Genomic DNA, 19,877 nt, shown 5'->3' with positions numbered 1-19,877 from the left:
CGACCTCTTTTGCAAGTAAGAGGTCTTAATTATGACGTTGCTGGAGCTGATCCGCGCTGCCATCAAAGAAGACATGCCTCATGGCGATGTCACCACTGAATCCCTGGCCCTGAAACCCCGTATGGGACGCGCCCGCCTGAAAGCAAAGGAAGACATCGTTCTTTCCGGCGCCATGGCATTTGAACAATCCATGCAGGCTTTGGAACCCACCTGCCGTATCAAGTGGCACTTTGAAGAAGGCGATGAAATTCTTAAAAATCAAATCATCTGCACGATCGAAGGCGATCTGGTGCAAATCCTGAAAGCCGAGCGCGTGGCCTTGAACTTCCTGGGTCATCTGTCCGGGATTGCCACCCACACCCGCCGCTTTGTTAAAAAAATCGCGGGCACCAAAACCAAAATTCTCGACACCCGCAAAACCACTCCGGCCTTCCGTGATCTGGAAAAGCGCGCCGTGGTTCACGGGGGCGGCGTCAATCACCGCATGAATCTGAGCGATGCAATCCTGATCAAGGACAACCACATTTCTGTCATGGGTGGCATCACCAATGCGATCAATCGCGTGCGTGAACACAGCAATCTTCCGATTGAAGTGGAAGCGGGCACCGTGGAGGACGTTAAAGAAGCCGTGGCCATGAAGGCGCACCGAATCCTTCTGGACAACATGGATAACGACACTTTGAAAAAAGCTCTGGAGATCATCCCTGCTGAAGTGGAAACCGAAGCCAGCGGCAACATGAATCTGGACCGTGTGGCGTCCGTGGCGGCCTTGGGCGTGAATTATATCTCTGTCGGCGCGCTGACACATTCAGCTCCGTGCGCGGACGTCAGCCTTGTCTTCCAGTGGGAGGACTAATGGCGAAAGACAATCCGGTTTCTGACATTCGCATTGGACAAGTCACCTCCCAGTGGGCCGAAGGCAATCACCTGTATGTGGCTTATCAAAAAGAAATGACCAGCACCAACGCCATCGCCAAGGAAGAGGCCTTTGCCGAAAACCTGATGGAAGAATCCTTGTGCCTGTATGTGACGGACCACCAGACCGCGGGTCGTGGCCGTGGTAAAAACACCTGGATTGATGCGCGCCCAGGCAGTTCTCTTCTGAGCTCGTGGTCTTATCTTTTGGGTGTAAAACCCCAGCCGACCACATCCTGCCTTATTGGGCTTGCGGTGTATCGTGCGTGCTCGACAACCTGGCCGTTTTTGGCCTGGAACCTGAAAGCTCCCAATGACATTTACATCGGCGACAAAAAAATTGCCGGCATCCTGCTTGAAAACGTCGCCCAAGGTGATGAGGTTCGTCTGGTGATCGGCCTGGGTCTGAACGTCACAGATTCTCCGGAAGATGTCGACACTGCCACCAGCCTGATTGAGTCCCTGCCCGTTGGCGCTCCGCTGTTGGGTCAGGACTATATGGCGTTCCTGGATCGTTTGATGTTTGAACTGACGGATGCTGTTTCACACGCAGAAGAATCCTTGAGCCCGACAGATCAACTTTCTTTGCTGACGGCTTTGAACCTGCATCCTTTACTGAAAGAAAAGTACACAGGCATGGAGGCCGACGGCAGTCTGTTGATTGGTGATAAAAAAATCAACTGGTCCGCACTGTAAGGAACAAAACCATGGCACTGACTTTCACCCCTTTTCCGGATCTTGGAAACAAATGCCCCGACTTCACCCTGCCTGCGGTGGATGGCAAAACCTATTCGCTGAAAGACTTCAGCAATGGTCAGCCGTTGGTGGTGATGTTCATCTGCAATCACTGCCCGTATGTGCAGGCGATTGAAGACCGTTTGATCCAGCTGGGTCATGATCTGAAAAAACAGAACGTGAATGTGGTTGCCATCTGTGCCAACGACGAAGAAAGCCACAACCGCGAAGATTCTTTCGAGAATCTGCAAAAGCGCGCTCAAGAAAAAGGCTATCCGTTCGTTTACCTGCATGACAAATCCCAGGCGGCGGCTCACGCTTTCGGAGCCGTGTGCACGCCGGACTATTTTGTGTACGACAAGGACCTGAAGCTTGCTTACCGCGGACGCCTGGATGATTCCTGGAAAGATGCTGCGAAAGTGACCAAACGCGAGCTGTTTGACGCCGTTCAAACGCTTTTGAAAAACGAAAAAGTATCTGAAGAACAAACAGCCTCTATGGGCTGCTCTATCAAGTGGGTTTAAGACGATGAAGTATATTTTGGTATTTGTTGCAGTAACGATGATCTCTTTCGGCCTTTTCCTGGCGAACTATCTGGGTGCCTTTAAAGGTGTTGATATTTCTGAATCCGTTCAGGGTCCTTTCAAGATCGTCTATGTTGAACACGTGGGTCCTTACCACAAAGTGAACAAACAGCTTGAGCGCATTGAAAAGTACATGACCTCCCAGAACATGACCTGCGGCCGCACCTTCGGTGAATACCTGGATGATCCCCAAGTCGTGGAAGAAGCCCGTTTGCGTTCCAAAGTGGGTTGCATCATCACGGGCGAGCCACCACAGCTGGTGGAAGGCCTGCAAGTGGGTGAAATCCCGCAACGCAAGTACGTGATGGCGGTATTCACAGGGTCCCCGGGCATCGGGCCATTGAAAGTTTACCCTCGCGTGAATGACTTCATGGTGAAACAAAACCTGAAACAAACTGGCGCCGTGATTGAGATCTATGAGATCCACTCCATCACCGAGAAAAACGCCATGACCACCACTTACCTGTTCCCGGTTCAATAATGAAGGCGGTGATTTTATCCGCACTGCTGCTGACATCAGGGCTGGCTTTTGCCGAAGCTCCTTGTCCGACCAGCTGTCAGGGGCCGTCTTCGACCCCGGATAAAATCACCCTGTCCAAAATTGATTCCACTCCGGCCTGCCTGACGCGCAAGAACGACGAAAGCAACGAAGAGATCGTTCAGCGCGAAAATCTGACGGACTTTGAAGTGCTGGCCCGTTTGGTTTTTGCGGAGGGCATTTCGACCAATCTGGACAAATGCTCCAAATACGAAGATTCGCTGTTTGCAAGCCTTGCTTGGGGTGTGCAAAACCGTGTGGCACTAGCGGATGCCCAGCCCCGTTACGCCAAACAATTTGGCAAGGGTCTGCACGGGGTGATCTTCAAGAAAGCCCAGTTCAATCCGGCGGTCTCGAAAAAATCATCTTATTCAAAACTTTTCCTGTGCCCAAGTGAACACCCGCAATGGCAGAAGCTCTGGGAGCTTTCCAAAAAAGCCGCCGATCAGGCCCTATCCCACCCGCAGAAAAATCCGCTGCCAAAATCTGTGACTCATTTTTATTATCCGCAAAGCACTCAGGCGACGAATCCGCCCGTGGCGTGGGCTGACCTGAACAAGGATGCCGCCAAAAAGGCGTACATGAAGGACGTCAAAATTGAAGGCACCCGCTATAGCAACGAGTGCATTCAATTCTTTTCTTATTAATTAATCTCGTATTCTGCTGTGACTTCAACACGAACTTTGATCTGACCTGCAGCCACATCAGTGGAAGCGGCTTCCGCCATCATTTTGGCGCCGCCAAAGTTTCTGAACACCGGTTGTGGAGGCAAGCCGCCAGACACGCCGTGGCTGATCTTGGAAACACCTTTGATCTTCACACCAGCCGCCTTGGCGATTTCATCAGCCTTGGTGCGAGTCGCACGAACAGCTTCACCCAAAGTGGCCGTTTCCGTCTGATCACGCTTGTCTGAATCCCAGGACAGTGACGAAACGTTGACACCCGCATCCATGGTCTTTTTCTCTGCAACCAGGGCATCCAGGAAGTTCCCGGCGTCTTCAACCTTACGCAATGTCACCGTCAAAGACTGGGACACACGGAAGCCGACCATTTTATTCTGACGAAGTTTTTGATCGTATTCATATTCCGGATTCAAAGAATAATTGTCGGTCTGGATATCCTCTTTTTTAATCTTGAAATCTTCCAGAGTTTTTCTGACCTGCTTAAACTGGTTCGCCGCCAGTCCTTGAGCTTGCTTCGCGGTGGAGGCCTTGCTCCAAACTTCGATATTGAGGTTGACCATATTTGGGTCCAGTCCTCTTTCTGCAAAACCGCTGACGATAATGTAGCGACTGTCGGCCAAAGCTTGGGCCCCGGATACCATAGAGACAGCCATAAGGCCTGCCAAAACGTACTTCTTCATTCTTCTCCCCTTTCCTTGGGTCAAAGCACTAGCATAAGGGACAGTTTGTCCATGGACAAGCTGCTTCAGCTTCCGCGGCTGGCTGGGCCGAATGCATTAACAATTGCGAACTAACAAAGTTCGGTCATAATTGGAGGCTCAACTTTCAAGGAGTTTCCCAAATGAAAAAGATGCTTTTAATCGGCACAGCAGTAGCAATGATGCTTTCTGGCTGCGCAACTACACAAGAAAACCCAAACACAGCTAAAGGTGCTGGTATCGGTGCAGCGATTGGTGCTGTTGCAGGTGCGGTGATTGGTCACCAAACTGGTAAACGCAACGAAGGCGCTTTGATTGGTGCGGCTTTGGGCGCTGGTATCGGCGGGACTGTGGGTCACCGCTTGGACAAACAACAAAAAGAACTGGCGAAAATCGCTGAAACCAAAAGAACTGAGCAGGGTCTGATCACGAAGCTGAAAAGCGACATCCTGTTTGACACTGGTAAAGCGGATTTGAAACCAGCGGCACAAACCAACATCAACCAGTTGGCTGCGATCATGAAGAAATATCCAGAAAATATTCTGACTGTAAAAGGTTACACTGACGACACTGGTACTCAGATGGTGAACAACCCATTGTCTGAACAGCGTGCAAAAGCCGTCAGCGCTCAATTGGTTGCTGCGGGCGTTCCTGCACAAACAGTGACTTCCATCGGCATGGGTGCATTGAACCCAGTGGACCCAGCGAAAACGAAAGAAGCGCGCGCGAAAAACCGCCGCGTGGAAATCGAAATCACTGTGGACGAATCCAAAGTTCCTAAGTCTTAATTTCCCAATAAAAAGGCCCGATCTCTTCGGGCCTTTTTGCTGACTCTCAGCACAGACTTCCCGTGTATGTTACCACTTCATTTGATCCCATTATCTAGATAGCAAAACTGTGCCCTACACTTCTCTTTAAACCTTTCAGAGGAGTTTTCCATGGCATTTGGAATTGTTCATTTTTTCCCGAACGGCACAAAACAACAATACGACGCCACACTGGCCGCCGTACATCCGGACCGCAGCACATTGCCAAAGGGGCAGCTCTATCACGCCGCAGGCAAATCTGAAGGCGGATGGACCGTCATCGCGATCCACGATTCAGCGGAAAGCTGGGAAGAGTTCCGCAACGACATTTTGATGCCTCGTCTTTCCAAAGGCATCCAGGGTGGCTTTACGACGCCTCCCCAAGAGCAGAGCTTTGAAGTTTACTATGAAAAACAAATCCGCAAAGGGCCGGAACGCGAAGCGCATATTTAATATCCAAGCGGGGCCCTGTTTGAGTTTGAAGATTCTTTCAATCAAGTCTTTCTGACAAACCGAGCCTCGTCTTTAATCTGCAAGACCGCGCGAAATCCCGCGCTGCCACACATTGCGGCCACCAGGCATCTCATGGATTCAATGGTGCGCCCCTTCGAGCCTACAATTCTGCCAAAGTCGGCGGACACGGTGTCGATTTCATACAGAGTCGTTTTGCTTCCGACACTGACTCGGACCGTGGTTTGACTTGGTTCTGCGACAAGGCAGGACAGCATCTCTTGAAGCACGAAACGGACCCTTTCACGCACGTCAACGGGGTCTTTATCCGAGTCCCCACTTTGCACCTGAGAACCAAGACCGTTTCTTCTGATCACCACGACATCATTACCGTCACCTTTTCCCACCACGTCCCCCCTGTCCCATTAGATTTGAGAATTGGAACAAAGAAAAGTCCGGCAAAAAAAACTATCGTTGCTCAGAAGTACTGGGCAACGGTGAGGCCTTCGTAGCCCCACCGTTCCAGTTTTTAAATTTTAGTTGTCGCCACGATCATGGCCTCCGCCATGCCCACCGTGACCACCATGGCCGTGACCTCCGCGACCGCCTTTACCACCGCGATCCCCACCGCGCCCTTCATGGTCACGATAGGGTTTGCACACGCTACCGCAACGATAGAAGCCACGGCCCCAGCCGCCCCAGCAGTACTTCGCTGTTTCTTCATAGTGCGCCGGGCATTCAGAGCTGTTCGAAGGTTCACAGGCGCCAAGAACCTGCAGGTCTTCGGCCGTGGGTTGCGGTGGGCAATAACCACTCAGCGGCTGCAGAACAATCGTTCCATCCGAACCAATCGCCACGGTGCCTTCCTGCGTTTGCGCCTGCGCGAAGGAACCCATCAGCATGAAACTCAGTACCAGAGATGAAATAACTTTTTTCACGATTTCTCCTTAATGTTTTTTTTCGGGCGAAATTGCCCTTGGATCGGCAGCCTATTTTTGCAAATCAGGAATTTCCAGAAAAGTTCGATCGGCCTGCGGTTAAACAGCGAGCATTCAAAATTTTGAGCAACACCCAAGATAATCAAGAAAGTCGTGTTGCTGGCGAAAAAAGAGCAACGGAATAGAAGGCCCCCGCACTCTCCCCGTTTGACACCAAAACTTCAAAAAAGAGATTGTACCCGTACATGGATCTCTCACAACTTCTGCAAGACGAATTCGAAAAAAGAAGACGCAAAAACCCACGCTACAGTCTGCGGGCCTTCGCCAACAGTCTGAACATAGATGCGGGAAGCCTGGCCCGGGTCATGAGCGGGCAACGCGTCGTCAAGGATGCCACCGCCCGACAACTGATGACGGGTCTGCAGATACCGAATGAACACCAGATCGTGGTGCTCAGCCACCTGGAAGCCAGTCGACGCAAAAAGAAGGAACAGGATGAAATGAGCTTCCTGGCCACGAGCTCTATTGAAGAGGCCGTCGACAAACTGAATATCTATATCCTGATAAGCCTTGAAAGCGGTCCGTTCTGCCAAAAAGAAAACTTTCCCAAGCTGGCCCAGCTTCTTAACATCAGTATTGAAGAACTCCAAAAACGCCTCTTGGAGCTGGAGCGATTGGGACTGTTGTCAGCAACCGACACTCACATGGTCTGCGCCAGCAGCAGTATCAGCAATATGACTTTGCCATTGAATCCGGAAGACCTGCCTCGCGTGCGTGACATTCTTAAGAATGCCCGAAAACGGATCAACGTTCTGACCTCCCGAAGCAAAGGAGACAAAGTCCTCTACAATATCTGCACGGTCGCCTTCCCCGTCTGAGCACACACCTGCATCTGAATAATTTACAGGCCGTTGCTCAGGTTTTTCCAAGCAACGGTATTAAAATCCCCAATCTCCTTCTTACAAATAACGTAATTGACATCTAATTTGCGCTCCATAGAAGATGCGCCTCATGGAACTAGCGGCACTTTTAAGAACAGAACTCGCAAAAAGGCAGAACAAGAATCCTCGGTACAGCCTTCGGGCGTTTGCCAAGAGTCTTGATCAGGACGCCGGAACACTGACACGGGTGATGAGCGGCCAAAGAGTCGTAAAACAGCCCACAGCCCTGGCCGTGATGCAGGCGTTGAATATTGATTCTGGGATGCAGGACCAGATTCTGGCCAGCCTTTCCAGCAGCCGCAAACAAAGAACACCAAAGACCGCCAAGATGCAGCCCGTTTCCGTGGCTGACTTTGAGAACATCTTTGAAACAACCAACATTCATCTTCTGGCCAGCCTGCGCCTGAAGAAATTCAGACCCAAACGCAATTGGGACAACCTGGCCCGCCACCTGAGTCTCGCACCGGAAGAACTCGAGTCCCGCCTGATCAGTCTTGAAAAAATCGGTGCCATCGCCATCAAAAACTCGACTGTGGAAGTCATCAGCAAAAATCTCAGCACCCTGCCTATTCCGTTCACCACGGAAAGACGCAAAGCCGTGCAGAAGGCTTTCCTGGATCAGGCCAAACGCGCCATTGACGAGGTTCCCTTTGAGCTTCGGGACAACTGCACCTTGACCATCCCCATCAGCGGGAAGGACCTTGCCAAGATCAAACAGATTCTGCAAAAGGCCCGGACTCGTATCAATGATCTGTCTGAAAAAAAATCGACCCATGACCATATCTATAACGTCAGCATGGCTGTTTATCCGGTGATTCTATGACAAAACAATTCCTGTGCCTTGTGCTTGCTCTGACTTTCGTGTCAACCGTGGCTTCAGCCCAAGTTCAGCGCCCCGGCGGCATTGAAACCAATGGCGGCAACGCTTATGCCGCAGAGTTTTTCAGCATCCTGGATGATCTGCTGTCTCAGTTTGGCCAGAAAATTCTGTCAGAGAGCGATTCAACCGTTGTCGCCAAAGTGCGAGCCACCAGATACAGGATCTCGGTAAAGTCCGAGACACGCGTGCTACTTGGCGATGTCGAGGTGAGCGCCATCAACCAGCCGGGCTTGAACCTGATCATCTTGTCCGAGGACGCTTGGAGCCGTCTTAACGCCGATCAAAAGCGTCTTTTGGTGTTGCATGAAATCCTGCCTGTTGCGGGATTTGGTGATAAGAACTACCACCTGTCGTCGTCCCTTTTGGCGGTGCTCGCCACGACTGACGCCACTGCTGAACAGATAAAAGACCTGATCGGCATGTGCCAGAAGTACCGCATCGCCACTTTTGATCTGGAGCTTCTGAAAAGTCGAAAAGATCTTAGTTATATGATTCACGTCGCCGCTTTGCGCGGATGTCATCCGTTTATTGAAAAAGCGGCTCAGGCAGAGTGGGATGTGGATTCCTGCTGGAACGAAAAAACCGCCTACCAAAGACTTGTAAAGTCGGTCGACGTTCTGCTGCCCGCAGAGATGCAGGATCGCCTGGACACCGCAGATCTGCTGTTAAGGCTGGGTGCAAACGAAGAGTTCAACTGTAAGTAAGGAACGATACGGAAGCCCAGAACAGGGCTTCCGAATGGGTGCGAGCTTATTTCTTCAAAAGGCTTTTTGCCAGATCCAGGAAGCGGGCCTCGGTGACTTCCGACGGCCAAGGGATGATCGGGAAATCAAACGGCTCATCTTCTGAAATATTCCAGGACTTCAGATCTTTGGTGATCAGGTCACGGACTTCCGTCGCCAGCAGGCGGCGGTCGATCTGCTTCACCACTTTTGGCAGTGGGTATTCCAGGTTGAAACGCTTGGAAATCGCCCAATGAATGCGGGATTCGATGATTTCAAAATCCGGCAGCAAAGCCTTCACCGGAGACACCAGGTCGCCCACATAAGCCTCGGTCGCATCATGGAAAAGCATGTGCAAGGCGATCTCTTTGGTTGGGGAAACTTCCGCCCCCAGGCAAGAGTGCTGACCCACGCTGTAGAAGAAGCGTGTGTGCCCATTAAATCTTGCCTGACGAGCCAGCGCACAAGCGATGTCTTCGATCATGATCGCATCCGGATCCGGCTTCAGAATGCTGAAGCGGCTTCCCGACAGGGTCACAACCCAGGATTTTTCCACGATTTCAGGACGATTCAAATTTTCCGGCAGAATGGGCATTTCGATGTTCATGGGTTGGTTGCTTACCTTATGGTTTCAGCAGTTGCATGAAGAATCCGCGCAAGGCGCCGCGTCAGGGTAGGAATTTCTCGGAACAGTCAAAAGACAAAACACCCCCCATTTACCGGACGGTAACTTGAGAAAAGTATGTGCTCTGCCAGAAGCTGCCTCCATCTCTTTGCGCAAAGAGGACAAATAAAATCGAACACAAAATGGAGACCCCAGAATATGAAACGTATTATGACTCTTTTGATCACTTTGATGTCCGCTGTGCCTGCTTTTGCCGCTGTGAACGCCAACTCTTCATGGGAAGAGATCATGCGTGACCGCTATGCGATCGTGAAGGCCCCAACGATTTACATGGGCCGCGCGATTGACTACACCTTCGCCTGCCAGGACGGTGACCGTCTGCGCACACAAAAGCCCGTGGACACCACTGTCAGCCGCACTCGCGGTGACCGCGAAGAGATCATCGTGATCGACCGCGATTATCTGTCGACGCCAATCAACTACACTCACGAAGTGGAAAACTGCTTCTGGAACAACAACCAGCGCCGCTGCAAAATGGAGACGGTCACAGGCTCTTACCCACTGACAGTGAACATCCCGGTTTACAAGCGCATCTCCAACCGCAACGTGGAAAGATATGAGCTTATGTTTAGAAAATCTTACACGGTTCCTCAGTGTGACACTCCGACTGTGGACTAAGTTCTGCTTTCAATACCCTTTCAACAAGAGGAGTTCTAGGAACTCCTCTTGTCTGTTGAAGGCCCCGGAATTAATCAATCGCCATGCAAAGACGTGATTTTCTAAAAACCAGCTTGTCCGTGGCAGCTCTTTCTTCTCTTCCTGCATCCTCTCTGGCCAAAGGCTCTGAGTGGGTCAATGACCAGCTGACGGACGACTGGCCGATCGCGCGCCTGAAGGACTCTGAAAACAACAGCATCGACTTCAATGGTGACGACATCAATCGCCCGCACGATGCCTTCTGGAACATCGACGGCTATATCGAGAAAAAAGGCGGCGAGCCGAAGTCCTTCTCTGAGGATCTGGATGTCGTGATCGTGGGTGGCGGCATTGCCGGTCTTTCCACAGCTTACTATCTGCGTGACAAAAAAATGGCCCTGCTTGAAATGGATTTCCGCCTGGGTGGAAACTCCAAAGGGGAACAGTACAAAAATTCTGTCTATTCTACTGGCGCGGCTTACCTGGTTGAACCAGATCAGACAGCTCCTTTGGGAACCCTGCTGACAGAGCTGGGTATCTGGGACAAGGCCCGCCGTGAAAGCTCTGATCACACCACGGTTCTTTACAACAACAAATTCACGTCCCCGTTCTGGAAAGGGGCCACTGACAAAGCGGCCGCTGACAACTTCAACAAGGTCTTTAAGCGCCTAGCTGAAATTGGCGCCGAAGCTGATTTCGACTATAACGGAGAGCTGGCTCGTTCGGTGGATCACCTGAACTTCGAACAATGGCTGGCAAAAGAATTCGGCGATGTTCACAAGCACTTGCTTGAATACTTCCAGCTGTACGGATGGAGCTCGTTCTGTGGATCTACCGACGAACTGTCGGCGTACCAGTACCTGGGCTTTATCTGTGCTGAAACCGGCACGTTGATGGCCTATCCGGGTGGGAACGCTTACGTGGCACACAAGATGGCGCAAAGAATCCGCAAAGATGCGGGCGATAAATCCCTGCGTGCAGGAAGCATCGTTTTGCGTGTGACCACTGAAGGTGATTCCGCTGTGATCCTTTATGAAGACGCCATGGGTGTTCTGAAAAAGATCCGCGCCAAACAAGTGGTCATGGCCTGCCAAAAGTTTGTCGCCAAACGCCTGTTGCCCCAGATGCCAAAAGAACAAGCTGACGCGATCACCATGCTTCCGTACCGCGCGTACCTGGTGGGTAACATCCTGACGAAAAAGAACTTCCAAAGCCCCAGCTATGAACTGTACTGCCTGAAAGGCCAAGTGCCCCCGTCGCCAACACCGATGAGACGTGGTGACCGCAGCTTCACGGATGTTTGTTTCGGCACTTGGGCCCAGGAAGACAAAGTCGATCACAGCGTCCTGACTCTTTATCACGGCATCCCTTACGATGGGGCCCGTCAGTTCCTGTTCAACCCGGCTTCCCATGACAAATACAAAGCCAAATATCTGCAGGATGTGGAACCGATTCTGCAAACCATGAATCTCGGCATGAATGACGTGCACGGCATCCGCCTGACCCGCTGGGGTCACGCATTGCCGCTGTCTCGCGCGGGCCTGATTCAAGACGGTTTGCCACAAAAAGCGTCTGAGTCCATCAACGGCATCATCCACTTCGCCAATCAGGACAACTGGATGAATCCCTGCTTTGAGACGGCTCACCATTGCGCAATCGAAGTAGCGACAAAAATCAAAGGCCAGTAAGACCGAACCCACCCATGTTCAAGCTTGGCAACGGACGTTGCCAAGCAGATACTGTCTTCAGCAAAAGGCGGTATCGTGTCCCCGGAAATCAAAGTTCATTTTGAAACCGAGTTAAGTAAATCTTTGGAGTTCATCAAATCCAAGGATTTTGATTCCGCATGGACTGCTTTAGCCCGAGCCCATATCCTTGGCCAGTTCGATGCAATTCCCCACTTTAAAGTTCACTGGCATATGTTCCGCTTAGGAATTGCTTCACTGAATACGCAAGAGATTCTGGGACAAATTCCCCGAATGATTCTGGCGATTCCAGGTTCTTTAACCGGCAAAGCTCCGAAGGGAAACACGGGGCTTTCCAACGTCGGAATATTTGAGCCCATGGACGTGCCTGAAGACCTGCAGAAAATCCTGAATCCAAGACTGTAAAATCCGTCATATTCCTGACCTACTGGCCGTATTAATTTGAGAATACAGGCGCTTTTTTCTAAAGATCACGGGCGACAGAACGATATAGATTTATGCGTTTTATTGCCCTTTTGCTTTTTGTGACGACATCTGTGAATGCCTGGGCTGATGGCAAAGCCTATCTTGATCTGGAAGAAGACCAGATCCTTTCCGTATTCAACAAACCCGGAATGAACTGGAAGAACTGTTCAGCCGATCCCAATTGCCGCCCCGTCGGCTGGCCGGATCGTGATGCTTCCATTGAAGTGACTTCCAAGCCGCGCAAGATGAAGGTGGAAGATCCCTACACGGGACAGATGCAGGACGAAGAATACGTTCAGATCAAATATTCCTACACCCGCGAACGTGAAGGCATCACCTACACCCAGCAAGGCACTGGCTGGGTCGATGCCGCCTATGTCAGTCGCAGTAAGACCAAAGCGGTCTATGGTGCCGCTGATGACAAATCAGAATACTGCCCACCCGTTCAGAAATCGACAACCGGTGGTGGCCCCAAAGAAACTCAAAAAAGTATTTCTGCCATTCAATCCGCCATCGCCAACAAAGGTGTGAAAGAAACCGCCGCGGCACTGAAAGGTTCTGTCGGTGCTTGTGTGATCAATCCGAAGAATCCACCGGCTGCCTACAAGGGTGAAAACCCGTTTGATTCTTATGTACTGCCCCACCTGAAAAAACAGCCCGTTCCCAAAGTGGCTCGTGAAGATGGCAAGATGATGACCCAGCAGGATCTGGTCACCATCGATGCCCTTTCCCGCACCATGTATGCCGAGATGGCCCGTTGTTACAAACACGGTCTGCACTATCCAATGGCCGTGGCAAAGATTGCAGTGAATCGCGCCAACACAGAAAGCCGTCACAAGGAGTTCATCAAAGGATCCCACAACGGCGGAAAAAGTGATTTGGCAAAAGTGGTGACCACTCCCTCGCAGTTCAACCTTTGGATGAAGACCCACAACGGCCAAAAAAACGGCCCCCTGGCCCATGCCCTGTGCCCGCCCTCTGACAAAAACAAACTATTCTGGAGTGGTGCCAAGCCCAGCAAAGAAGAACAGGACATCTGGGACAACACGCTTCGTATCGCGACTGAGGCCGTGCTGTTTCCAAAAAAGTTCAATGCCCGAACTTCGCAGCTAAAGCAGTTCCACTATACGTCGGGTATGGACAGCTTCTTCGGAATGAAGCAGGTCTTCCCTTGGATCGCCGACCGCAAAGTTTCCAAAAATGCCTGTGTACAGGTCTGGGATGGCGGCGTAAAATAGCCGCATGAACCAACAAAACACCAACTATGTTTTTCTGATGGATTGCGCAGATTTTTCAGAAGCTCAGGTCGTAAAGTCGTATCTGACTTCTCAGGGTTTTCATCCTCGCGTGCGGGATGAACAAACCCGCGGCGTGGCTCCGCATTTTGGTCAGTTGTTGGGTAAACTCACATTGGAAATCCCTGAACATGAATACATGGAAGCTTCATTGCTGATGGAAAGCCAGGAGAAGCCCCGGGTCCAGATTATTACAGAGAGCGGCTATGACACTCAAGCCTTGGCCAAGAAAGCTCTTTGGAATGCAATCATTGGCTGCACGATGGTGCCTTTGATCTGCAATTTCTATTCGATGATGCTGGGTTACCGCGTCCTTCGTCATGAAGTTCCGCTAAGCAAGACCAGCCGCAATCGTCTGTTCTTGGCGATCGTGTTTAACTCTATCGGGTTCTTTGTTTGGCTGACTGTGGGTCCTAAGATCCTGAAGCTCGGTTTCTAAGTCCACAAGACTCACCTTGACTAGCTCTGGACCTCGCGGTTGTCAAAATTCAATCAAGGTTGCGCTACAATGATTGCATGAAGCGATGGACCGCCCTTATTGCCTTGATTTTTGTTGCCTTAACATCAATGAATGCCCGCGCCCTTGTCGTCGTGGGCCAAGACTATGAGCCTTACTATTTTCATAATGGAACTTCCGGTGTGAATGGTGCTTGTTATGAGATCGTGCAAAAGCTCTGCACTCTTGAAAAAGTTCACTGCAAATTCAAATTTGCTCCAGTACGCCGGTTTATGGCCATGCTTAAAAATGGCGAGGCCGATGTTGGCTGCCCACTGTCCCGGTCCGCACCACGCGAGACCGCCTTTCACATGCACACCCTGTTTCGCGGCCGCTATGCGTTCTTTGGACTGCTTGAGGCCACTCACAAAATCAAAAACTACACGGATCTAAGCGGGCTAAAAATCGGTGTGTTGTCCCCGGCGATGACCGAAATCAGCCTGCAAAGGATTCACGAGTTCACAGACAAGACATTTACGATTGAACCTGAAAAGACTATCTTTAATTCCCTGCGGAAGGCCGAAAAGAAAACCTATGCCCTGGCCTATGGAAATCGTGATGTGGCATTGCGCTGGATTGAAAAGACCCGCAGCAAACTGCGCGAAGTCCCCGAGCTGGGGGAACCGGTGGCGTATTCGATCGCGTTTTCAAAAAAGAACATCGATGACAAACGCTTTCAAAAGATCCAGCAATATCTGTCCGTACTGCACAAGGATGGCACCCTTGAACAAATCGCCCGCAAATACCGGCTGACTCTGGCGGATAACTTCACCTCAGCCCCGGTCTCGGATCCAAACCCTTAGACACAAATAAAAAACCCCTGATGTCAGACACCAGGGGTTTTGTTTTTGAAACTGTCAGCGACTGATTACAGGCCGCGGATCAGATTCAACGCACTTCCTGCGCGGAACCATTTCAACTGTTCAGCGTTGTAAGTGTGTTTCAGCTCGATAGTCTCAGCAGAGCCATCAGCGTGTTTGATGTTCATTTTCACGTTTTTGCCTGGAGCCAGATCTTTCAGATCAACCAGGGAAACACGGTCTGCTTCCTGAACTTTGTCGTAATCTTTTGGATTAACGAAAGTCAAAGCCAGCACACCTTGTTTTTTCAAATTCGTCTCGTGGATACGAGCGAAGGATTTCGTGATAACTGCAGAAGCACCCAAGTGTCTTGGGCACATTGCCGCGTGTTCACGGGAAGAACCTTCACCGTAGTTTTCGTCACCGATGATAACCCAGCCTTTACCCGCTTTTTGGTAAGCACGTGCCACCTGAGCGAATTCTGCTGTTTCACCAGTCAGTTGGTTTTTACCTTTGCCGATTTCACCTGTGAACGCGTTATCCGCACCCAACAACATGTTGTTGGAGATGTTGTCCAAGTGACCACGGTAGTTCAACCATTTACCACCCGGAGAGATATGATCCGTCGTGCACTTGCCTTTTGCTTTCGCAAGAACCAATTGATCAACGAAGTCTTTGCCATCCCATTTAGTGAATGGAGAAAGAAGCTGCAAACGATCAGAAGAAGGATTCACTGCCACTTGAGCGGTTGCACCTGCTGGTTTCTGATAGCCTTCAGTGTCGGCGATGAAGCCTTTAGCCGGCAACTCTGGAGCCACTGGCGCCTGAAGTTTGATTTTGCCTTTTGGTCCTTCCAGCTCGTCAGTCGCCGGGTTGAAGTCCAAACGACCCGCAAGACCCAACGCCATAACGATTTCCGGAGAAGCGATGAACGCCAGAGTTTCTGGGTTCGCATCGTTACGCGCACGGAAGTTACGGTTGAAGGAAGTTACGATCGTGTTTTTCTCGCCAGACTTGATGTCGTCGCGTTTCCACTGACCGATGCAAGGACCGCAAGCGTTCGCCAACACTGTCGCGCCCACTTCATTGAACGTTGCCATCTGGCCGTCACGCTCAATCGTGTTCTGGATCTGAGTGGAGCCCGGGGAAACCAGGAACGGAGACGTCATTTTCACGCCCACTTCCATAGCTTGTTTCGCCACGAACGCCGCGCGACCGATATCTTCGTAAGAAGAATTCGTGCAGGAACCGATCAAAGCAGAGGAAATCTTAACTGTGTAACCTTTCTCAGCCACTTCTTTTTTAAGTGCAGAGATCGGACGAGCCAAGTCTGGAGTATGAGGGCCCACCAGGTGTGGTTCCAAAGCAGACAAGTCGATTTCGTAAACTTCGTCGAAGTATTTGCCTGGGTTTGCCACAACGTCCGCGTCTGCAGACAGGATGTCTTTGTGACCGTCAGCGATGGACGCCAATTGATCACGACCTGTGGATTTCAGGTAAGCGCCCATGCGCTCGTCGTATGGGAATACAGAGCAGGTTGCACCCAGCTCAGCACCCATGTTGGTGATAGTTGCTTTACCAGTACAAGAGATGGAGGACGTGCCTTCACCGAAGTACTCGACAACTTTATCCGTACCACCTTTTACAGTCAGCATTCCGCACAGCTTCAGGATCACGTCTTTTGCAGACGCCCAACCGCCCAGTTTGCCTTTCAGGTGAACACCGATCAGCTTAGGATTTTTAACTTCCCAAGGCAGACCCACCATCACGTCAGAAGCATCAGAACCACCAACGCCCACAGCACACATACCCAAACCACCCGCGTTCGGAGTGTGGGAATCTGTACCGATCATCAAGCCGCCTGGGAACGCGTAGTTTTCAAGGATGACTTGGTGAATGATACCAGCGCCTGGTTTCCAGAAGCCGATGTTGTAACGGGAAGAAGCTGTTGCCAGGAAGTCATAAACTTCTTTGTTGGTTGCATTGGCAACAGTCATATCTGCGCCCGCACCTTTGTAAGCCTGGATCAAGTGATCGCAGTGAACTGTGGAAGGAACAGCTGCTTCGTCTTTACCTGCAAGCATGAATTGCAACAAAGCCATTTGCGCTGTCGCATCTTGCATCGCCACGCGGTCTGGTCTCAACAACAAGAAACTTTCGCCACGAACCAATTCCTGGTTTTGTGGATCGTCCAAGTGACCGAACAAAATTTTCTCCGCCAATGTCAAAGGGCGGTTCAAGCGATTGCGAACAACAGCCAGTCTTTCAGCTGTCTTCTTGTAAACGTTCTGCACCATATCCGGTGTAGTTTCGATTTTCGAAGCCATTGTAATTGCCTTTCGTTTAAGAACGCCCCATCCTAATGAAAATCAGTTGAAATCTCAAACAAAATGCGGGGCTGGGATTCATTCTCGGGACCGTCCCCATGGCCTGAATTGCGCGAGGCATAATGGACTTAAGGCTATTTAAGAACATCGTCATCCTCACTGGCGCCGGTATCTCGGCCGAGAGCGGAATTCGCACGTTCCGGGACCAGAACGGCCTGTGGGAAGATCACCGCATCGAGGATGTGGCAACTCCTGAAGCTTTTGCTCGAAACCCGGCTTTGGTTCAGCGCTTTTACAACCTGAGAAGAGCTCAACTGAAAGAGCCCAACCTCGCCCCGAACCCAGCCCATCAGGCCCTGGTCGAACTGGAAAACCTATGGGAGGGAAACTTCCTGCTGGTCACCCAAAACGTCGACAACCTTCACCGACGCGCAGGTTCAAAGAATCTGCTGCACATGCACGGGCGCCTTGATCGCGTGTTTTGCCTGCATTGTGACGAGCATTTTGAGTGGCTGCTGGATCTGGCGGTGGATGAACCCTGCCCTCATTGTGGGCGCAAAGGCGGCGTTCGCCCTGATATCGTCTGGTTTGGTGAAATGCCCCACCACATGGAGGAAATCTATGAGGCCCTGGACAAGGCTGATTATTTTATCTCGATTGGAACCAGCGGGAATGTCTATCCGGCGGCGGGCTTTGTGCGTCTGGCCTGGAAAGCGAAGAAAATAGAAATCAATCTCAAAGACACCGAGATCTCCCCCGCGTTTGACGAGCACTTTGTCGGCCCGGCCTCCACGGAGGTTCCTCGGTTTATTGCAGAGTTCCTTCAGGAAGGAACCTAGAACTTACCAGCCAGAATAGCAGCGTTGGGAAGTGATCACTTTGTCAGAGTCACGAACCATGTACAGGCAGCTTTCATAAGCCATGTGAAGCTGGATGCGCACGTGAGGAATCACGTCGCCTTTTGGTGTGATCACGCGGGACGGTTGAGCTTCAATGTCCAGGATTCTCGCGAAAGTGCAAAGCTCGTCGTAAGAGAAGTCCTCTTGAGCCGCCACAACCTTGATCGCCGCTGTATAACGGTCGCTGTGCTCCCATTTCGTGCAAAGGTTACCGGCAAAAGCCGCAGAAGATGCCAACAAAGTCAAAGTCGCCAAAAGAATACGCATTTTGATTCCTCCTTAGGAAAACGGTCCCATGCTTAAAGGACATAGACCTAAAGAGCAAGAGTGCCCCGAGCCTTCTCATTCAATGAAAACTCAATGAAACCGCCCCGCAGCGTATCAAAACAAAACAGACAACTTCTTTTTGGTTACAAAGTTATGAACGGCGTTAATCCGGCTGTTGTTTATCCGATACGTTGGTCTATGGACCAATATCGAGAGCCCTCCATTAACTCGGATGACCTTATCTTGCTGAAGAAAGAGAACCCGTTCACCCGGTTCCTTTTCTGCGACTTCAACTTTGTAAGTCGAATCTTTTCACGCCGCAGTCAGGAGCTGATCAGGGCAATTTGGATCACGTTCATTTTGGGATCCCTGCTGATTTTCTTTTGCTCACTTGTTCTTTCAGGATTCGATTTTACTACGACGGCTCGCCTCATCCGGGACACATTTACCGCTGTCAATGGTTCCACTAGAAACTTAACTCAAGGATTCTTAACAATCACTATGGCTCCGATCGCTGTTTACTGGAGTTTGGACGCCATCTTTGGCCGACGATGGACTTACTGCGCGGGGCTTTACAATGAGCTCGTTAAAATGAGGATTACCAACACTCCAACTGACAGACTGGAGCTTTATTTCTTCAACCGAAAAGAGGAGTATTTAGAAGCTCTCATCGCGTATGACCTCTTTGATTTGGATCTGTACCACCAGAAGTCATTTAGTGAGTTTTTTGCACGCGTACTCGAAAAGTCAGTTAAAGAAAAAAACTGGGTTTTGAACAGCTTCATCGTCGATTTGAGATCGAAAAAGATCGGCCATGAGCAAGTTAAAAATCTGCTTAGCGCATACTTAGACAAGAAAAAACGAGCCATGGAAAGCGCTCGAAATCGCGCCGTTACACTTCGCCATACTCAGACAGTGACGCGAGCAAGGCAACATAACCAAAACAAAATCAAGCTAAGAGGCCATCTGGCAAAATATAAAGGCAAAAAAGCCAGTATCACCGTTGCCTCCGGCCAATTCCCGGGAAGTCCAAAAAGGAAGACGCCTTAGTACCCCGGAGCCCCGGCTTCTTTGGCGCCGCCGGCTTCCCGTTCGGCTTCTTCTTCGTCGGTTTCAAAAAGCTCGACGTAATCCTGATAACCGTTTTGAGAAAGATCGCGGACCGGGATGAATTTCAATGCGAACGGATTCACCCAATAGTCGTTGTCCGCCCGAAGCAGAATAGGCTCTCCGGTTTTGGCGTCGACAAAGATGCCTTCGGGTTCAAGGCCCTCAATATCATTCATGTGACGAAATGGCGAAAAATCGGGAGTCGTCATAACTGCCTCCTTCTTTGCCTCTGATTATCCCCCCGCGTTCAAGGGAGCCCAAGGTCTTTTGTTCTGCCATTCTGCACCAGCGACCTTGATTT

Annotated in this window: 25 protein-coding genes; 18 read left to right on the top strand and 7 right to left on the bottom strand. The window is 50.8% G+C overall.

Translation table 11 applies throughout. The annotated features are described in order from the left end of the window. Positions 1 to 31: 31 nt before the first annotated feature. Genes nadC through ACNQKP_RS14005 form a run of 5 tightly spaced genes read left to right on the top strand, consistent with a single transcriptional unit; the run spans position 32 to position 3,419 of the window. The gene (nadC, locus tag ACNQKP_RS14025; protein WP_011165150.1) at positions 32 to 856 is read left to right on the top strand and encodes a carboxylating nicotinate-nucleotide diphosphorylase; all 825 of its coding nucleotides are present in this window, start codon (positions 32 to 34) and stop codon (positions 854 to 856) included. Continuing rightward, positions 856 to 1,611, top strand: a complete 756-nt coding sequence (locus tag ACNQKP_RS14020) for a biotin--[acetyl-CoA-carboxylase] ligase (protein WP_417865318.1) — start codon at positions 856 to 858, stop codon at positions 1,609 to 1,611. The genes nadC and ACNQKP_RS14020 overlap by 1 nt, the downstream gene beginning before the upstream one ends. A gap of 11 nt (positions 1,612 to 1,622) precedes the next feature. Then, the gene (locus tag ACNQKP_RS14015; RefSeq protein ID WP_417865316.1) at positions 1,623 to 2,174 is read left to right on the top strand and encodes a thioredoxin family protein; all 552 of its coding nucleotides are present in this window, start codon (positions 1,623 to 1,625) and stop codon (positions 2,172 to 2,174) included. A gap of 4 nt (positions 2,175 to 2,178) precedes the next feature. After that, positions 2,179 to 2,715 carry a GyrI-like domain-containing protein gene (locus ACNQKP_RS14010; RefSeq protein WP_417865314.1) on the top strand — a complete coding sequence of 179 codons (537 nt, stop codon included), beginning with the start codon at positions 2,179 to 2,181 and terminating at the stop codon, positions 2,713 to 2,715. After that, the gene (locus tag ACNQKP_RS14005; protein WP_417865312.1) at positions 2,715 to 3,419 is read left to right on the top strand and encodes a hypothetical protein; all 705 of its coding nucleotides are present in this window, start codon (positions 2,715 to 2,717) and stop codon (positions 3,417 to 3,419) included. Before ACNQKP_RS14010 ends, ACNQKP_RS14005 begins: the two co-directional genes overlap by 1 nt. Here the strand turns inward: ACNQKP_RS14005 and ACNQKP_RS14000 are convergent. After that, complete coding sequence (locus ACNQKP_RS14000) at positions 3,416 to 4,135, bottom strand: SIMPL domain-containing protein (protein ID WP_374030810.1); 720 nt, start codon at positions 4,133 to 4,135, stop codon at positions 3,416 to 3,418. The genes ACNQKP_RS14005 and ACNQKP_RS14000 overlap by 4 nt on opposite strands. 161 nt (positions 4,136 to 4,296) lie before the next feature. Here ACNQKP_RS14000 and ACNQKP_RS13995 point away from each other — a divergent pair, with 161 nt between their 5' ends. Beyond that, positions 4,297 to 4,941 (top strand): OmpA family protein, encoded by a 645-nt coding sequence (locus tag ACNQKP_RS13995; RefSeq protein ID WP_417865310.1) that lies wholly within the window; start codon positions 4,297 to 4,299, stop codon positions 4,939 to 4,941. 150 nt (positions 4,942 to 5,091) lie between these two features. Beyond that, positions 5,092 to 5,412, top strand: coding sequence for a hypothetical protein (locus tag ACNQKP_RS13990; RefSeq protein WP_417865308.1), 321 nt, complete (start codon positions 5,092 to 5,094; stop codon positions 5,410 to 5,412). Between the two features lie 41 nt (positions 5,413 to 5,453). Here ACNQKP_RS13990 and ACNQKP_RS13985 read toward each other — a convergent pair whose 3' ends face one another. Both ACNQKP_RS13985 and ACNQKP_RS13980 read right to left on the bottom strand, forming a co-directional pair. Beyond that, positions 5,454 to 5,816, bottom strand: a complete 363-nt coding sequence (locus tag ACNQKP_RS13985; protein ID WP_050792924.1) for a KH domain-containing protein — start codon at positions 5,814 to 5,816, stop codon at positions 5,454 to 5,456. A 129-nt stretch (positions 5,817 to 5,945) separates the two neighbouring features. Then, a complete protein-coding gene (locus ACNQKP_RS13980) occupies positions 5,946 to 6,347 on the bottom strand; it encodes a hypothetical protein (RefSeq protein ID WP_417865306.1) in 402 nt (133 codons plus the stop codon). A 245-nt stretch (positions 6,348 to 6,592) separates the two neighbouring features. Between ACNQKP_RS13980 and ACNQKP_RS13975 the strand changes: the two genes are divergently transcribed. The 3 genes from ACNQKP_RS13975 to ACNQKP_RS13965 all read left to right on the top strand — a co-directional run bounded on the left by ACNQKP_RS13975 (position 6,593) and on the right by ACNQKP_RS13965 (position 8,872). Further along, entirely contained in the window at positions 6,593 to 7,225 is a 633-nt protein-coding gene (locus tag ACNQKP_RS13975) for a hypothetical protein (RefSeq protein WP_417865304.1), read from the top strand. Between the two features lie 133 nt (positions 7,226 to 7,358). Next, complete coding sequence (locus ACNQKP_RS13970; RefSeq protein WP_417865302.1) at positions 7,359 to 8,111, top strand: DUF4423 domain-containing protein; 753 nt, start codon at positions 7,359 to 7,361, stop codon at positions 8,109 to 8,111. Beyond that, entirely contained in the window at positions 8,108 to 8,872 is a 765-nt protein-coding gene (locus ACNQKP_RS13965; RefSeq protein WP_417865300.1) for a hypothetical protein, read from the top strand. Before ACNQKP_RS13970 ends, ACNQKP_RS13965 begins: the two co-directional genes overlap by 4 nt. Positions 8,873 to 8,918: 46 nt before the next feature. Here ACNQKP_RS13965 and ACNQKP_RS13960 read toward each other — a convergent pair whose 3' ends face one another. Next, positions 8,919 to 9,497 (bottom strand): HD superfamily hydrolase, encoded by a 579-nt coding sequence (locus tag ACNQKP_RS13960; protein WP_011165163.1) that lies wholly within the window; start codon positions 9,495 to 9,497, stop codon positions 8,919 to 8,921. A 216-nt stretch (positions 9,498 to 9,713) separates the two neighbouring features. Between ACNQKP_RS13960 and ACNQKP_RS13955 the strand changes: the two genes are divergently transcribed. From ACNQKP_RS13955 to ACNQKP_RS13930, 6 genes are all read left to right on the top strand, one after another. Then, positions 9,714 to 10,193 carry a hypothetical protein gene (locus tag ACNQKP_RS13955; protein WP_038450018.1) on the top strand — a complete coding sequence of 160 codons (480 nt, stop codon included), beginning with the start codon at positions 9,714 to 9,716 and terminating at the stop codon, positions 10,191 to 10,193. A gap of 83 nt (positions 10,194 to 10,276) precedes the next feature. After that, complete coding sequence (locus ACNQKP_RS13950) at positions 10,277 to 11,899, top strand: FAD-dependent oxidoreductase (RefSeq protein ID WP_417865297.1); 1,623 nt, start codon at positions 10,277 to 10,279, stop codon at positions 11,897 to 11,899. Positions 11,900 to 11,923: 24 nt separating this feature from the next. Beyond that, entirely contained in the window at positions 11,924 to 12,322 is a 399-nt protein-coding gene (locus tag ACNQKP_RS13945; protein WP_417865295.1) for a DUF3703 domain-containing protein, read from the top strand. A 92-nt stretch (positions 12,323 to 12,414) separates the two neighbouring features. After that, positions 12,415 to 13,620, top strand: a complete 1,206-nt coding sequence (locus ACNQKP_RS13940; protein WP_417865293.1) for a hypothetical protein — start codon at positions 12,415 to 12,417, stop codon at positions 13,618 to 13,620. Between the two features lie 4 nt (positions 13,621 to 13,624). Further along, complete coding sequence (locus ACNQKP_RS13935) at positions 13,625 to 14,116, top strand: hypothetical protein (RefSeq protein WP_417865291.1); 492 nt, start codon at positions 13,625 to 13,627, stop codon at positions 14,114 to 14,116. 77 nt (positions 14,117 to 14,193) lie between these two features. Further along, positions 14,194 to 14,976 (top strand): substrate-binding periplasmic protein, encoded by a 783-nt coding sequence (locus ACNQKP_RS13930; RefSeq protein WP_417865289.1) that lies wholly within the window; start codon positions 14,194 to 14,196, stop codon positions 14,974 to 14,976. 65 nt (positions 14,977 to 15,041) lie between these two features. Here ACNQKP_RS13930 and ACNQKP_RS13925 read toward each other — a convergent pair whose 3' ends face one another. Then, positions 15,042 to 17,300, bottom strand: a complete 2,259-nt coding sequence (locus tag ACNQKP_RS13925; RefSeq protein ID WP_417865287.1) for an aconitate hydratase — start codon at positions 17,298 to 17,300, stop codon at positions 15,042 to 15,044. A 122-nt stretch (positions 17,301 to 17,422) separates the two neighbouring features. On the opposite strand from ACNQKP_RS13925, the gene ACNQKP_RS13920 reads away from it, so the two are divergent. Further along, on the top strand, positions 17,423 to 18,139 hold the full coding sequence (locus tag ACNQKP_RS13920) for an NAD-dependent deacylase (RefSeq protein ID WP_417865285.1): 717 nt from the start codon (positions 17,423 to 17,425) through the stop codon (positions 18,137 to 18,139). A 3-nt stretch (positions 18,140 to 18,142) separates the two neighbouring features. Here ACNQKP_RS13920 and ACNQKP_RS13915 read toward each other — a convergent pair whose 3' ends face one another. Beyond that, positions 18,143 to 18,466, bottom strand: a complete 324-nt coding sequence (locus ACNQKP_RS13915) for a hypothetical protein (RefSeq protein ID WP_417865283.1) — start codon at positions 18,464 to 18,466, stop codon at positions 18,143 to 18,145. A gap of 93 nt (positions 18,467 to 18,559) precedes the next feature. Here ACNQKP_RS13915 and ACNQKP_RS13910 point away from each other — a divergent pair, with 93 nt between their 5' ends. Further along, positions 18,560 to 19,516, top strand: coding sequence for a hypothetical protein (locus ACNQKP_RS13910; protein ID WP_417865281.1), 957 nt, complete (start codon positions 18,560 to 18,562; stop codon positions 19,514 to 19,516). On the opposite strand, the gene ACNQKP_RS13905 is transcribed toward ACNQKP_RS13910, so the two are convergent. After that, positions 19,513 to 19,785 carry a peptide methionine sulfoxide reductase gene (locus tag ACNQKP_RS13905; RefSeq protein ID WP_041577875.1) on the bottom strand — a complete coding sequence of 91 codons (273 nt, stop codon included), beginning with the start codon at positions 19,783 to 19,785 and terminating at the stop codon, positions 19,513 to 19,515. The two genes, ACNQKP_RS13910 and ACNQKP_RS13905, sit on opposite strands and share 4 nt — an antisense overlap. Between the last annotated feature and the right edge of the window lie 92 nt (positions 19,786 to 19,877).

The organism is Bdellovibrio bacteriovorus, assembly GCF_048286975.1.
GTDB lineage: Bacteria > Bdellovibrionota > Bdellovibrionia > Bdellovibrionales > Bdellovibrionaceae > Bdellovibrio > Bdellovibrio bacteriovorus_H.
The sequence above is the reverse complement of the archived record's forward strand: the minus strand, read 5'-3'. Positions and strand labels throughout refer to the sequence as shown.